This is a genomic window from Luteimonas fraxinea, assembly GCF_021233355.1.
GTDB lineage: Bacteria > Pseudomonadota > Gammaproteobacteria > Xanthomonadales > Xanthomonadaceae > Luteimonas > Luteimonas fraxinea.
Map to the genome: position 1 here is coordinate 1,079,416 of NZ_CP089507.1, position 14,022 is coordinate 1,093,437.

Annotated in this window: 14 protein-coding genes and 1 riboswitch; of the genes, 5 read left to right on the forward strand and 9 right to left on the reverse strand. The window is 67.3% G+C overall.

Features of this window, described 5'->3' with window-relative positions; translation table 11 throughout:
* Positions 1 to 12: 12 nt before the first annotated feature.
* Entirely contained in the window at positions 13 to 204 is a 192-nt protein-coding gene (locus tag LU699_RS04800; protein WP_232580498.1) for a hypothetical protein, read from the forward strand.
* Positions 205 to 718: 514 nt separating this feature from the next.
* Here the strand turns inward: LU699_RS04800 and thiL are convergent.
* From thiL to LU699_RS04825, 5 genes are read right to left on the reverse strand one after another with little or no spacing between them, the layout of a single operon-like run.
* Entirely contained in the window at positions 719 to 1,672 is a 954-nt protein-coding gene (gene thiL / locus LU699_RS04805; RefSeq protein WP_232134289.1) for a thiamine-phosphate kinase, read from the reverse strand.
* 16 nt (positions 1,673 to 1,688) lie between these two features.
* On the reverse strand, positions 1,689 to 2,153 hold the full coding sequence (gene nusB / locus LU699_RS04810; protein WP_232147929.1) for a transcription antitermination factor NusB: 465 nt from the start codon (positions 2,151 to 2,153) through the stop codon (positions 1,689 to 1,691).
* The gene (ribH, locus tag LU699_RS04815) at positions 2,150 to 2,617 is read right to left on the reverse strand and encodes a 6,7-dimethyl-8-ribityllumazine synthase (protein ID WP_232134287.1); all 468 of its coding nucleotides are present in this window, start codon (positions 2,615 to 2,617) and stop codon (positions 2,150 to 2,152) included. The genes nusB and ribH overlap by 4 nt, the downstream gene beginning before the upstream one ends.
* A gap of 42 nt (positions 2,618 to 2,659) precedes the next feature.
* Entirely contained in the window at positions 2,660 to 3,760 is a 1,101-nt protein-coding gene (ribB, locus tag LU699_RS04820; RefSeq protein ID WP_232134286.1) for a 3,4-dihydroxy-2-butanone-4-phosphate synthase, read from the reverse strand.
* The gene (locus tag LU699_RS04825) at positions 3,757 to 4,374 is read right to left on the reverse strand and encodes a riboflavin synthase (RefSeq protein WP_232134285.1); all 618 of its coding nucleotides are present in this window, start codon (positions 4,372 to 4,374) and stop codon (positions 3,757 to 3,759) included. The genes ribB and LU699_RS04825 overlap by 4 nt, the downstream gene beginning before the upstream one ends.
* 98 nt (positions 4,375 to 4,472) lie before the next feature.
* Positions 4,473 to 4,621: riboswitch (FMN riboswitch) on the reverse strand.
* 219 nt (positions 4,622 to 4,840) lie between these two features.
* Here LU699_RS04825 and LU699_RS04830 point away from each other — a divergent pair.
* Positions 4,841 to 5,452 carry a hypothetical protein gene (locus tag LU699_RS04830; protein WP_232134284.1) on the forward strand — a complete coding sequence of 204 codons (612 nt, stop codon included), beginning with the start codon at positions 4,841 to 4,843 and terminating at the stop codon, positions 5,450 to 5,452.
* Positions 5,453 to 5,564: 112 nt separating this feature from the next.
* Here LU699_RS04830 and ribD read toward each other — a convergent pair whose 3' ends face one another.
* From ribD to glyA, 3 genes are all read right to left on the reverse strand, one after another.
* Positions 5,565 to 6,665, reverse strand: a complete 1,101-nt coding sequence (ribD, locus tag LU699_RS04835; protein ID WP_232134283.1) for a bifunctional diaminohydroxyphosphoribosylaminopyrimidine deaminase/5-amino-6-(5-phosphoribosylamino)uracil reductase RibD — start codon at positions 6,663 to 6,665, stop codon at positions 5,565 to 5,567.
* Between the two features lie 122 nt (positions 6,666 to 6,787).
* Entirely contained in the window at positions 6,788 to 7,312 is a 525-nt protein-coding gene (nrdR, locus tag LU699_RS04840; RefSeq protein ID WP_232134282.1) for a transcriptional regulator NrdR, read from the reverse strand.
* Positions 7,313 to 7,417: 105 nt separating this feature from the next.
* Entirely contained in the window at positions 7,418 to 8,686 is a 1,269-nt protein-coding gene (gene glyA / locus LU699_RS04845) for a serine hydroxymethyltransferase (RefSeq protein WP_232134281.1), read from the reverse strand.
* Between the two features lie 161 nt (positions 8,687 to 8,847).
* Between glyA and ettA the strand changes: the two genes are divergently transcribed.
* The 3 genes from ettA to pyrF all read left to right on the forward strand — a co-directional run bounded on the left by ettA (position 8,848) and on the right by pyrF (position 12,317).
* A complete protein-coding gene (ettA, locus tag LU699_RS04850) occupies positions 8,848 to 10,509 on the forward strand; it encodes an energy-dependent translational throttle protein EttA (RefSeq protein WP_232134280.1) in 1,662 nt (553 codons plus the stop codon).
* A gap of 229 nt (positions 10,510 to 10,738) precedes the next feature.
* On the forward strand, positions 10,739 to 11,476 hold the full coding sequence (gene map / locus LU699_RS04855) for a type I methionyl aminopeptidase (protein ID WP_232134279.1): 738 nt from the start codon (positions 10,739 to 10,741) through the stop codon (positions 11,474 to 11,476).
* Between the two features lie 10 nt (positions 11,477 to 11,486).
* The gene (gene pyrF / locus LU699_RS04860; protein ID WP_232580499.1) at positions 11,487 to 12,317 is read left to right on the forward strand and encodes an orotidine-5'-phosphate decarboxylase; all 831 of its coding nucleotides are present in this window, start codon (positions 11,487 to 11,489) and stop codon (positions 12,315 to 12,317) included.
* 202 nt (positions 12,318 to 12,519) lie between these two features.
* Here the strand turns inward: pyrF and LU699_RS04865 are convergent, their stop codons facing one another.
* Positions 12,520 to 13,920 (reverse strand): CehA/McbA family metallohydrolase domain-containing protein, encoded by a 1,401-nt coding sequence (locus tag LU699_RS04865; RefSeq protein WP_232134277.1) that lies wholly within the window; start codon positions 13,918 to 13,920, stop codon positions 12,520 to 12,522.
* Positions 13,921 to 14,022: the final 102 nt, after the last annotated feature.

Sequence of the window (14,022 nt, forward strand, 5' to 3'; positions counted from 1 at the left end):
CGACTCTGCTTGGTGTTCGATTGTTCGTTTCGTCGTGGGCTTGCTTTGGCGGCGGCCAGGCTCTGGCCTAGTTCTTTCTTCGGCCTCGGCTTTGGCTTCGGCTTCGGCTTCGGCTTTGGCTTTGGCTTTGGCTTCGGCTTCGGCTTCGGCTTTGGCTTTGGCTTTGGCTTTGGCTTTCAGCCTTTGATTTCAATCGAGCCGTAAAGCGAGCCGAGCATCGCAGGGCGGCGGGGTCGAAGAGCAGCCCATGTCTGAGCGCAGCGAGTTTGGGCTGCGTGCCCCGTCGACCGAGAAGCACAGGGGACCGCCGCGGCTGTATCGCGGCGGATCGCGTCCGGCGAAGACGGTTTTGCTTACTTTTGCCAAGACAAAAGTAAGCCGCGCGACAGCGCGGAAGCCCTGTCCTTGATCTTCGCTCTGCGAACGATTCGTCTGGCGAAGAGAAAGATTCAACGCCAAAGCTGAGAAGCAAACAGCAAGTGCAGGGCTTTCGCCCGCTGCGCGTGCGAGTTCCTTTTTGACGGGCCAAAAAGGGAACCAAAAACCCCCTTCGCCGGACGGCTCGATTCAAGTCAAAAGCCAAAGCCAGAGCCAAAGCCAAAGCCAACGCCAAAGCCGGAGCCAAAGCGCCGCAGACGCTGCCGCAGAACCACAACCAGAACCAGACCAACATCCGCAATGCCAACCCGGCATGCCCGATCTCAGCCGACGGAGCGCTTCACCCGGCGAAGTGATCCCAACCAGCGCGCACCGGCGCCCAGAGCGCGCCGCCCGCAGTCGCGACGACGCCCTGCCCCTCGACGAGGCGCCCGATCCGGCTCACCGACACACCCGCATCCAGCGCAGCGGCAGCAATCGCAGCACGACGCGACACCGGCGCGGTGAAGCAGAGCTCGTAATCGTCGCCACCACTCGCCTGCAGCGTGCGACGCGTGTCCGGTTCGGACGCAGCGGCGCGCAGCGCATCCGACACCGGCAACGCATCGATGTCGATCTCGGCGCACACGGCGCTGGCGCGGCAGACGTGGGCGAGATCGGCCAGTAGACCATCGGAAATATCGATCGCGGCATTCGCGAAACCGGAGAGACGCAGACCGAGCGCGACCCGCGGTGTCGGCCGGTCAAGCCGAGCGCGCAACGCCGGATCACGCGCGCGCCCTGACGACCATTGCGCGAGCGCCGCTGCGGCGTCGCCCGGCGTGCCGCTGACCCAGACATCGTCGCCGACACGCGAGCCGTCGCGCCGCAGCGCGCGGTCAGGGGAAACAAAGCCGAACACGGTCACGCACACCGACAGCGGCCCGCGCGTGGTGTCGCCGCCGACCAGCGCCACCGCATGCTGACGCGCGAGCGCGTCGAAACCATCCAGAAACGCATCCACCCACGCGACATCCGGTTCGGGCAGTGACAGCGACAACGTGCACCACGCCGGCGTGGCGCCCATCGCCGCGAGATCGGACAGGTTCACCGCCAGCGCTTTCCAGCCGATGTCGGCCGGAACGGTGTCATGCGGGAAATGGATGCCGGCATTGAGCGTGTCCATCGCCACGACGAGCTGCATGCCGGCGGGCGGCTGCAGCAGCGCGGCATCGTCGCCGATGCCCAGCACCACGTCGTCGCGCGCGACGATGCGCGCGCGGATGCGGTCGATCAGGTCGAACTCGCCGGCCATTGCAGCCGTGCGGGGCTCAACGCCCGCGCAGCGCGCCGACTTCCGGCGCGCGCCATTCCGCCGCGGCGCGGTCGAGCACGCCGTTGACGTAGGTGTGGCCGTGTTCGGAACCGAAACGCTTGACCGTCTTCAGCGCCTCGTCGATGACGACGCGATACGGCACGTCGATGCGGTGCTGCAGTTCGTAGGCGGCAATGCGCAGCATCGCGCGCTCGATCGGATCGACTTCTTCGATCGTGCGGTCGAGGAACGGCGCCAGCGACGCGTCGAGTTCGCGGTAGCGCGTGCCCACGCCGTGGACCAGATCCTCGAAGTACGCGAGATCGGCGATTTCCTTGGCCTGCTCGTGCGCGAACTGGGCGACGATCTCGCGCGGCTCGGTGCCCGACATCTGCATCGCGTAGATGGCCTGCAGCGCGCGGCGGCGCGCGCGCGAGCGCAGCACCGGGTCGACACCATGGGGTTTGCGGGTCTGGTTCATCCGATCTTGTCCAACAGGTTGCTCATTTCGATGGCGACCAGCGCCGCTTCTTCGCCCTTGTTGCCGTGGCTGCCACCGGCCCGCTTTTCGGCGTCGACGTAGTCCTCGACCGCGAGGACGCCATTGGCGACCGGCACCCGGCTGTCGAGCGCCACGCGCATCAGCGCGTCGCTGCAGCCGTCGGCCACCTGCTCGTAGTGGCGCGTGTCACCGCGCACCACGCAGCCCAGGCCCAGCAGCGCGGCGTGTGCGCCGGCGGCAGCGAGCCGCGCGCAAACCACCGGGATCTCCCAGGCACCCGGCACGCGGATCACGTCGACCGCGTCCTCGGCGACGCCGTGATCGGCGAAAGCCTTGCGCGCGCCGGCGATCAAGGCGTCGGTGATCTTGGGGTTCCAGCGGCTGGCGACGATCGCGTAACGCGCGCCGGCCGGGGCGCGCAGGTCGCCTTCGATGTAGCTCATGGGCATCGGGGATTCACGCAAGGCCGGTCAGTTTAACGTGGGTCAGGCCGTGACGTATTCGACGACTTCGAGGCCATAGCCGGCCAGGCCCACCTGCTTGCGCGGCGTGCCCAGTACGCGCAGCCGGCCGAGGCCGAGATCGGCGAGGATCTGCGCGCCCGCGCCATTGCGACGCCACTGGCCCACGTCCTTGTCCTTGCCCGGCGGCCGGACCACGGTTTCCTTGCGCAGGCGCGCCAGCAGGGCGTCGGAGTCACGCGGCGCCGACAGCACCACCATCACGCCCTGCCCTGCCTCGGCGATCGCGCGCAGCGCATCGCTGCCGGCCACGCCGAAATCGTCGCGGCGCCAGTGCAGCAGATCGGCGAGCGGGTTCTCCACCTGCACGCGCACCAGCGTGGGCGTGTCGGCGTCGGGCGTACCGCGCACCAGTGCGAAATGCAGCTCGTGGGCGATGCGGTCGCGATACGTCACCAGATGGAAGGCGCCGAATTCGGTCTCGATCTCGCGCTCGTCGATGCGCTCGACGGTGTGCTCGGTGGCGAGGCGATGGGCGATGAGATCGGCGATCGAGCCCATCTTCAGGCCGTGCTCGCGGGCGAAGACCTCCAGTTCCGGACGGCGCGCCATGCTGCCGTCGGGATTGAGAATCTCGACCAGCACGCCGGCCGGCTCGAGACCGGCGAGCATTGCCAGGTCGACGCCGGCTTCCGTGTGACCGGCGCGGGTCAGCACACCGCCGGGCTGGGCGACCAGCGGGAAGATGTGGCCCGGCTGGTGCAGATCCTCGGGCTTGGCATTCGCCTTCACCGCGGTGCGGATCGTATGCGCACGGTCGTGCGCCGAAATGCCGGTGGTCACGCCTTCAGCGGCCTCGATGCTCACCGTGAAGTTGGTCTGGAACTGCGCGGTGTTCGCGCGGACCATCGGCGCCAGACCCAGCTGCGCGGCGCGGCTGGGCGTCACCGGCAGGCACACCAGGCCGCGACCGTGGGTGACCATGAAGTTGATGTCCGACGGCTTGACCAGCTCGGCGGCCATGATCAGATCGCCCTCGTTCTCGCGGTCCTCGTCATCGACGATGACCACCATGCGGCCCTGGCGGATCTCTTCCAGCAGTTCGGGGACGGGGGCGAAGTTCATGCCGACGCTCCCGCAGAAACGACGCCCGCACTGAGCAGACGCTCGACGTAACGCGCGACGAGATCCACTTCCAGATTCACCGCCTCGCCGACAGGCGTGCTGCCGAACGCGGTATGCGCGACGGTGTGCGGCACCAGCGCGACCTCGAAGCCGGTGGCATCGACGGCGTTGACCGTCAGGCTGACGCCGTCGACGCAGATCGAGCCCTTGTGCGCGACGTACTTCAGCAGCGCGGCCGGCGCATCGAAGCGCCAGCGCTGCGCGCGCGCATCGTCGTGCACCGAAGCGACGCTGCCGACGCCGTCGACATGACCGCTGACCATATGGCCGCCAAGGCGATCGGTCGGGCGCATCGCGCGTTCCAGGTTCACCGCACGGCCCGGCGCCAGCGCGCCGAGCGTGGTCAGCGACAGGGTTTCGGTCGAGGCATCGGCCTCGAAATGCGCGTCGTCGAACGCGACCACGGTCAGGCAAACGCCATTGACCGCGATGCTCTCGCCCATCGCCACGCCGTCGAAGGGCAGCGTGCCGACCGCGATGCGCAGCCGCGCATCGCCGCCACGCGACTCGGTGGAAACCAGGCGTCCGACGCCTTCGATCAGTCCGGTGAACATGTCGCTGCCTCCGTCCGCACAGGGCGCACCCGCACGGTCAAGCCGAAAGGGAACGGTCCGGGACGCGACAGCGTGCACGGCCGGAAGGCCACGCATGAGGTCGTCTTCTCGCATCCGGACTCTGACCGTCGGCTCCGGAGTTCGACCGGATCTGCTGACCCGCCGGCGTGTGCCGGCAGCGCTCGCGGGCTCGCGCGTCGCCGCGCCTACCGCCGGTGGGGACTTCCACCCCGCCCCGAAGACATTCGATTGTGTGTTGCCGGCAAGGCCGGCCTGCGCATTCTAGCAGCGCGCCGTTGCACGGCTGCCCGCGAACCCGGGACGCTTCATTGCACACACGGTTCAACTTTGCACCATCTGGCGCCCCGCGAAGAAAACGATAGAATCCGCGCCGCGACAAGTACGTCGCTTTTGCCCCGCCGCAATGGCCGGGCGACATGGATTTCATTGACCGGAGACATTTTCAATGCGGAGTATCCTTCTGGCCAGCTTGCTGGCCGCACTGCCGTGCGCTGCCACCGCGGCTGACATGCCCAGCTATACCTTCGTTGAAGCTGGCTGGACCCAGCTGCAGATCGAAGACGACTTCCTCGACAAGGGCGATGGCGGCTACATCCGCGGCTCGTTTGCGGTCGCCCCGACGACCTATGTGTTCGGTGGCTACTCGGAGGTCAGCAAGACCTGGCGCGCCTCTACCATCAATGCGGAATTGACGGTCGACGAGGCGGAGATCGGCATCGGCTATCGCATGGACGTCGCCGATCGCCTCGACTTCACTGCCGACATCGCCTACGTGCGCCTGGGCGTGGAATCCGATCTGCGTACCGGAACGTTCCGCGAGACCATCCGCGACCACGTCAACCTGTGGCGCGGCACCGCCGGCCTGCGCGGCAAGCCGTCGCCGAAGACCGAAGCGTGGATCAAGGCCGGTTATGCGGATGGCGAGGATCTCGACGACAACTTCTTCGGTGTGCTCGGTGGCCAGATCAACCTGACCCGCACGTGGGGCTTGGTCGGCGAAGTCGAAAAGTACAGCGACACCACCCAGTTCCAGGTGGGTGTGCGCGCGAGCTTCTGATCCAGTCCTGCAGCTGTCATGGAACGGGCCCTTCGGGGCCCGTTCCGGCTGACGGCCACGCTAGAAACGGATCGGACAGCTCATACGAAAAGCGGACATTTTCCGAAACGCATCACGAAGCCGGCTTCGGCCGCAGCAGCAGACGCAGGTCGTCGCCCACCTGGCGCGTCTCGATCGTCTGCAGATGCAGCCGCTGCGCCATCGTGTCGATGCCCAGGCCGTCGAACAGCGGTCGACCGCGCTCGCCCAGCAACATCGGCGCGACGTAGAGCAGCAGTTCGTCGACGAGGCCCGCGCGCAGGAACGCGCCTGACAGGGTCGCGCCGGCTTCGACCTGGATCTCGTTGATGCCGCCCTCGCCCAGCGTCGCCAGCACCGCGTGCAGGTCGAGCTGGCCGTCGGCGCCGCGTGGCATCGAGACCCGCGGCGCGTCGAAGCCGTGCGGCACCTTGGTGTCGTGCGCGTGCACGTACAGCGTCGGCGCCGCGCCGTCGCGCACGTTGCCGCGCGCGATCGTCGCCAGGCCCGCGTCCAGCACCACGCGCAGCGGCACCGCGAACGGCGTGTCTTCGTTGAGGCGCACGGTCAGCTGCGGATCGTCCGCCAGCACCGTGCCACTGCCGGTCAACAGCGCGCCGGCACGTGCACGCCAGCGCATGACATCCGCGCGCGACGCATCGCCGCTGATCCATTTCGAATCGCCGTTCGCCATCGCGGTGCGTCCGTCGATGCTGCAGGCCAGCTTGATCCGCAGCCACGGCCGTCCGCGTTCGATGCGCGACAGGAAGCCGCGATTGAGCGCACGCGCCTGCGTCTCCATCAGCCCGGATTCGACCTCGATGCCCGCCGCGCGCAGCTGATCGAAGCCGGCACCGTCGACCTGCGGGAACGGATCGCGCATCGCGGCGACCACCCGCGACACCCCGGCCGCGATCAGCGCGTCGGCACACGGCCCGGTGCTGCCGGTATGCGCGCAGGGCTCCAGGGTCACGTACGCCGTCGCGCCCCGCGCACGGTCGCCGGCCGCCTGCAGCGCGACCACTTCCGCATGCGGGCCGCCCTTCTGCACATGGAACCCCTCACCGACCACCTCGCCGCTGGCGACGAGGACACAGCCGACCATCGGATTGGGCCGCGTCGTCCACGCCCCACGTTCGGCCAGGCGCAACGCCTGCGCCATGAAGCGATGGTCGTCGGCGGTGAAATCGGTCATCTGAGGCTCTCCTGACAGCGTGTTCGATCACGAGCGGGATGGATGCGCAGAACGCGAATGCTGCAACGGTGCGCAGAGGATGATCGCGGACGCAGAGAACAGAACTTGCGACCGAGCCCCGCTCAGCGCCTGCGCGAGCCCTTGCCTGCCGGCACCGTCTCGCCTTCGAGCAACGGCAGCTGGCCATCGCCCGGCAGATCGCGCTCGAGCCGGTCGAGTTCTTCGCGGAAATCGGCGACGTCCTCGAACGAGCGGTACACGGACGCGAACCGCACGAAGCCGACGTGGTCGAGCTTGCGCAGTTCCGCGATGACGAATTCGCCGACCCGGCGCGAGGACACCTCGCGTTCGGCTGTCATGCGCAGGTGGTGCACGACCGCGCGCACCGTCGCTTCGATCTGCTCTTCCGACACCGGCCGCTTGTGCAGCGCGCGATCCATGCTCAGGCGCAGCTTGCGCGCATCGAAAGGCTCACGCCGCCCGTCGCCCTTGATGATCGTCGGCAGCTTGAGCTCGATCGTCTCCAGCGTGCTGAAACGTTCCCCGCACGCTTCGCACTCGCGACGGCGACGGATCGTCGCGCCGTCCTCGGACACGCGCGAATCGATCACGCGGGTGTCGGTGTGCTGGCAGAAGGGGCAATGCATCAGGCGTGGAGATTCGGGAGTGGGGGTTCAGGATTCGAAACAGCGGAAATCTCCGGGAGTTGGCACTTCGCCAATCCCGAGTCCCGCATTCCGAATCCCGGCACCTCAGCCATACACCGGATACTTCGCGCACTGCGCGGCGACCTTGTCGCGCACGGTGGCGATGACGCCTTCGTCCTTCGGTGCATCGAGCACGTCGCAGATCCAGTGGGCGAGATCGGTGCAGTCCTGCTCGACGTAACCGCGCGTGGTCACCGCCGGCGTGCCCAGGCGCAGGCCCGAGGTCACGAAGGGCTTGCGCGGATCGTTGGGCACCGAGTTCTTGTTGACGGTGATATGGGCGCGACCGAGGGCTTCTTCCGCGTCCTTGCCGCTGACGTCCTTGCCGATCATGTCGACCAGCATCAGATGGTTCTCAGTGCCGCCCGACACGATCTTGTAGCCGCGCTCGATGATGACCTTGGCCATCGCCTGCGCGTTCTTGACCACCTGCTGCTGGTAGGTCTTGAACGCGGGCTCCAGCGCTTCCTTGAACGCGACCGCCTTGCCGGCGATCACGTGCATCAGCGGACCGCCCTGGATGCCGGGGAACACGATCGACTGCAGCTTCTTGGCGATCTCGTCGAACTGCTCGCCGGCGCCCTGCTGGCTGGCCACGATGATGCCGCCACGCGGACCGCGCAGGGTCTTGTGCGTGGTCGAAGTGACAACGTGCGCGTGCGGCACCGGCGTCGGATAGACGCCCGCCGCGACAAGACCGGCGACGTGCGCCATGTCGACGAACAGGTACGCGCCCACCTTGTCGGCGATCGCGCGGAAGCGCGCCCAGTCGACGACCTGCGAATACGCGGAGAAGCCGGCGACGACCATCTTCGGCTTGTGCTCGACCGCAAGGCGCTCGACTTCGTCGTAATCGATCAGGCCGGAATCGTCGACGCCGTACTGGATCGCATTGAACAGCTTGCCCGATGCGTTGACCTTGGCGCCGTGGGTCAGATGACCGCCGTGCGCCAGCGACATGCCGAGGATGGTGTCGCCCGGCTGCAGCAGCGCGAAGTAGACGGCCTGATTGGCCTGCGAGCCCGAATGCGGCTGCACGTTCGCGTAGTCGGCATCGAACAGCTGCTTGAGACGGTCGATCGCGAGCTGCTCGGCGATATCGACGTACTCGCAGCCACCGTAATAGCGCTTGCCCGGATAGCCTTCGGCGTACTTGTTGGTCAGCTGGCTGCCCTGCGCCTCCATCACCAGCGCGCTGCAGTAGTTCTCCGAGGCGATCAGCTCGACGTGGTCTTCCTGGCGTCGGACCTCGTTCGCGATGGCCTGGGCGAGTTCGGGATCGTAGCTTTCGAGACGGGCGTCGCGCTGGAACATCGATGGCTCCGGAACAGTGAACGGCGAGGCCGGCCATTGTAGCGCCGGCCCGCCCGGCGCGCGGCCCCGCCGGGCGCGAGCCGTTATAATCGTCGCCATCCCTTCCTCCCCCGACGCCGCCCGACCGGGCCCCGGCGCGGGCCGGCACAACCGGAGCCCCCATGTCGCAATACATCTACACCATGAACCGCGTGTCCAAGGTGGTCCCGCCGAAGCGGCAGATCATCAAGGACATCTCGCTGTCGTTCTTCCCGGGCGCGAAGATCGGTCTGCTGGGCCTCAACGGCTCGGGCAAGTCCACCGTGCTGAAGATCATGGCCGGCGTGGATTCGGATTTCGAAGGCGAAGCCCGCGCGCAGGCCGGCACCAAGGTCGGCTATCTGGCGCAGGAACCCGAACTCGATCCGGAGATGACGGTCCGCGAAGCGGTCGAGGAAGGCGTGGGCGAAGTGCTGCAGGCCCAGGCTGCGCTCGACAAGGTCTACGACGCCTACGCCGAGGAAGGCGCCGATTTCGACGCGCTGGCCAAGGAACAGGAGCGCCTGGAGGCGATCCTCGCCGCGGGCGATGCGCACACGCTGGAGAACCAGCTGGACGTGGCCGCCGATGCGCTGCGCCTGCCGCCGTGGGAAGCCAAGGTCGGCAACCTGTCGGGCGGCGAGAAGCGCCGCGTCGCACTGTGCCGCCTTCTGCTGCAGAAGCCGGACATGCTGCTGCTCGACGAACCGACCAACCATCTCGACGCCGAGTCGGTGGAATGGCTGGAGCAGTTCCTCGCGCGCTACACCGGCACCGTCGTGGCGGTCACCCATGACCGTTACTTCCTCGACAACGCGGCCGAGTGGATCCTCGAACTCGATCGCGGCCGCGGCATCCCGTGGAAGGGCAACTACACCGAGTGGCTGACCCAGAAGGACGAGCGCCTGAAGCAGGAAGACAACCAGGAAAAGTCACGCCAGAAGGCGATCCAGAAGGAACTGGAGTGGTCGCGCCAGAACGCCAAGGGCGGCCGCACCAAGGGCAAGGCGCGTTTGGCCCGACTGGAAGAACTGCAGTCGGTGGACTACCAGAAGCGCAACGAGACCAACGAACTCTTCATCCCGCCGGGCGAGCGTCTGGGCAATGCGGTGATGGAGTTCAAGGGCGTTACCAAGAAGTTCGGCGACCGCCTGCTGATCGACGACCTGTCGATGATCATTCCGCCGGGCGCGATCGTCGGCATCATCGGTCCGAACGGCGCGGGCAAGTCCACGCTGTTCAAGATGATCACCGGGCAGGAAAAGCCGGATTCGGGCCAGATCGTCGTCGGTCCGACCGTGCAGCTGTCCTACGTCGACCAGAGCCGCGATGCGCTGGAGGGCAACCACAACGTCTTCCAGGAGATCTCCGGCGGTCTCGACATCCTCAACATCAACGGCGTCGAGATCCAGTCGCGCGCCTACATCGGCCGCTTCAACTTCAAGGGCCAGGACCAGCAGAAGCTGGTGGGCTCGCTGTCGGGTGGTGAGCGCGGTCGTCTGCACATGGCCAAGACCCTGCTGCAGGGCGGCAACGTGCTGCTGCTCGACGAACCGTCGAACGATCTCGACATCGAAACCCTGCGCTCGCTCGAAGACGCGCTGCTGGAATTCCCCGGGAACACGTTCGTGATCTCGCATGACCGCTGGTTCCTCGACCGCATCGCCACGCACATCATCGCGTTCGAAGGCGACAGCCACGTCGAGTTCTTCCAGGGCAACTACCGCGAGTACGAAGAAGACAAGCGCCGCCGCATGGGCGACGACGCGGGTCCGAAGCGTCTGCGGTTCAAGGCGCTGAAGTGACAGATCCGGCCCGCGCCTGCACCACAGGCGCGGCTTTGCCGGATCGTCATCCCCGCGCAGGCGGGAAGCGCTGCTCAACAGCCGAATGGCTGATCATCCAGTGCCTTTGATATCGGCCTGACATCCATGGATGATCAGCCATTCGGCTGTTGAAAAACGTATCCCGCCTACGCGGGAATGACGGTCGAGAAAATAGAAGCCACTGATTTTTTTCCATGAGGACCCACAGATGACCATCCAGACCCTGGAAGAACTCGAAGGCCTCAAGCGCGCCGGCGCACTCGTCGCGCGCATCCTGTCGACGATGCGCGAGCAGGCAGTGACCGGCACGACGCCGCGCGAGCTCGACGCTATCGGCGCCGACATGCTGCACGACGCCGGCGCACAGTCCGCGCCGGTGCTGACCTACGGCTTCCCGGCTGCGACCTGCATCAGCGTCAATCGCGTCGTCGCCCACGGCATCCCTGACGCGACGCCGCTGCGCGAAGGCGATCTGGTCAACATCGACGTGTCTGCTGAACTGGACGGTTTCTTCGCCGACACCGGCGCGAGCTTCGTCGTCGGCACCGCGAGCGCGGCGCAGCAGCGTCTGCTCGATGCGACGCGCGAAGCGCGCGATGCCGCCATCGCCCAGCTGCGTGCGGGCGAACTGCTCAGCAGCATCGGCCGCACCATCGAGACCGTCGCCGCGCGCCGTGGTTTCCGCATCATCCGCAATCTGCAGAGCCACGGCGTCGGTCGCGCGCTGCACGAAGCGCCCGGGTCGATTCCCGGCTATTTCGATCCCCGTGACACCCGCCGCCTGCACGACGGCATGGTGATCACGGTCGAGCCCTTCCTGGCGACCCACGCCACACGCACCGAAGATCTGGACGACGGCTGGTCGCTGATCTGCCCGAAGGGCTTCGGGGCGCAGTTCGAACACACGGTCGTCGTCACTCACGGCGCGCCGATCATCGTCACCTGAGAGCCGTTCCATGACGCACACCTTCATGCAGGCGCTGCGTGCGCGCTGGCAGTCCGCCGACACGCTCGTCTGCGTCGGTCTCGACCCCGAACCGGCGAAGTTCCCCGCGCGTTTCGCCAACGATTCCGATGCGGTGTTCGCGTTCTGCCGCGACATCGCCGATGCGACCGCCGAGTACGCCTGCGCGTTCAAGCCGCAGATCGCGCACTTCGCCGCGCTCGGCGCCGAAGACGCGTTGCAACGGCTGATCGCGCATCTGCATGCCACACACCCGGGCGTGCCGGTGATCCTCGACGCCAAGCGCGGCGACATCGGCAGCACCGCGCAGCGCTACGTCACTGAGGCCTTCGAGCGATTCGGGGCCGATGCGGTGACGGTGAATCCCTACCTCGGTCGTGATTCGGTGCAGCCGTTCCTCGACCGCAGCGACAAGGGCGTCGTGATCCTGTGCCGCACCTCGAATCCGGGCGCGGCCGATCTGCAGGACCTGCCGGTTGCGCATGCCGGTGGCACGCGTCCGCTGTACCAGCACGTCGCTGAAACCGTCGCGCGTGACTGGAACGGCCACGGCAACGTGTCGCTGGTCGTCGGTGCGACCTGGCCGGAGCAGCTGCGCGAAGTGCGCGCGATCGTCGGCGACATGCCGTTCCTGGTGCCGGGTGTCGGCGCGCAGGGCGGCGATGTCGAAGCGGTGGTCACGCATGCGAAGACCGCCGACGGCACCGGCCTGATGGTCAGTTCCTCACGCGCGATCCTTTACGCGTCGAACGGCGACGACTACGCGGACGCGGCGGCGCGCGAGGCGCGCACGTTGCGGGATGCGATCAACCGGCATCGCTGAGCACGCGCAAGCTCCAGACGAACCTGCAGGTCAGAGCCCCTCTCCCCCGGGGAGAGGGGTTGGGGTGAGGGCGGCTTTATCGCGCGCGTGCGGTGGAAACCGTCTGTGATTTCCTGCCCTCACCCGACGCGCTCCGCGCGCCGACCTCTCCCAGAGGGAGAGGTGCCCCATCTTTTGGTTTCGTTGGCTTGCGCCAAAAGCCTCAGCGCGCAACCTCGACGAACACCGGATTCGAGTAGAACCACAGGTCCTGCCACGGATCCTCACCGGCAGCGTCCGGGGTCGGCTCGATCTGTGTGTTCGACGTGCCGCGCACGCGCACGAAACCCCGCGTCTCCGGCGCCGGCAGCGTGAAGTCGAATGCGATGCGGTTGCCGGTCTGCTGCCACTGCGCGGCGCGCACGGTGTGGACGCTCATGTCCGGCGTACCGTCGGCGGACGCCTGCCCGGCGATCACGTCGATGTGGTCGATCGCATTGCGGTCGCCGTTGAAATTGGCGCCGTCGGGCACCGTGACCGACACGCGCACCGTCAGCTGCGCACCGGCAGCGGCCTGCAGCGTGCCGCCCATCGTGGCCGGCGCCGAGCCTTCGGCTTCGACCTGCAGATCGAGCGTGTCGATCAGGTCGCCGGTCACCGCGAACATGCGCCCGTTCCGCAGGCCTTCGAAGATGTCCGCGCTGTCGTGGCGCGCCAGCACGTAGGTCTTGCTGTACTGGCCGGGCCAGAAGTCCGCGCCGCCCATGTCGATGTTGCGATGCGAATCCGACGTCGAGGTGATCCAGAAGCGGCGGCCTTCGGCGAGCAGCGTGTCCCACACACCGCCGAGCTGCGCGGTCATCTGGTCGAAGCCGCCCCAGGTCTTCGCCGCATCGTTGCGATACAGCCCGCGATGGCGGCGGTCGGCCTGATGGCCCGGCGCGCCTTCCATGCCGACGAGGACGTCCGGCGCGGCGTCCTGCCAATTGCGCAGTTCCTGCGGGTCGACCTTGCCCCAGACGCCGATCCCGGTCGCGGTACGCGCCGGATGATTGACGAACATCAGCGGCTGCGGCTGCTGCGCCTGCATGTGGCGCAGCGCGGCGAGCATCGCCTCCGGCGTGTCGCGCGCGTCGTCGTCCACTTCGCGGCGGCTGAAACGCCGCTCCAGATCGACCAGCATCGTGTTCTCGTGCGCGCCCGGCGCCATGATCAGCGAAGCGTGTTCGCCGGCCGGAACGTCGAACTCCATGCCGTGGAACTGCAGGACCTCCGGCACATCGTTGCGCGCCTGCTGCAGCGCCGGCCACGCCGAATCGTGCGTCACCGCCGAATGGTTCGGGCCGCCGTGATCGGTGTGCACCATCCACACCAGACCGTGGCGACGTGCCTCCTCGGCATTGCGCGTGCGCGAGTACGGCGAATCGCCGCCACGGATCGGCGTCGGCGGCGTTGTGGTCGTATCCCAGTCGACACTCCACTCGCTATGGACGTGGTGGTCCCCGGCGCGCCAAGCGCGGCCGTCATCGCGATCGGTGGCGTATGCGCTGCCCATCAGGGCCAGCAACAGGACGGAGCAGGACGCGCGGCGCGCGTGCCGGGAAGAAGCAACGTGGAGGGTCATGCGGAATCCGGACGATGGAGGAACACGGCGCGGTACGCCGCAACCGCGTATTCCACCGCAGCCCCATGTCATCCCGATGAAACCCGCGCGGGTTTCGTGTGC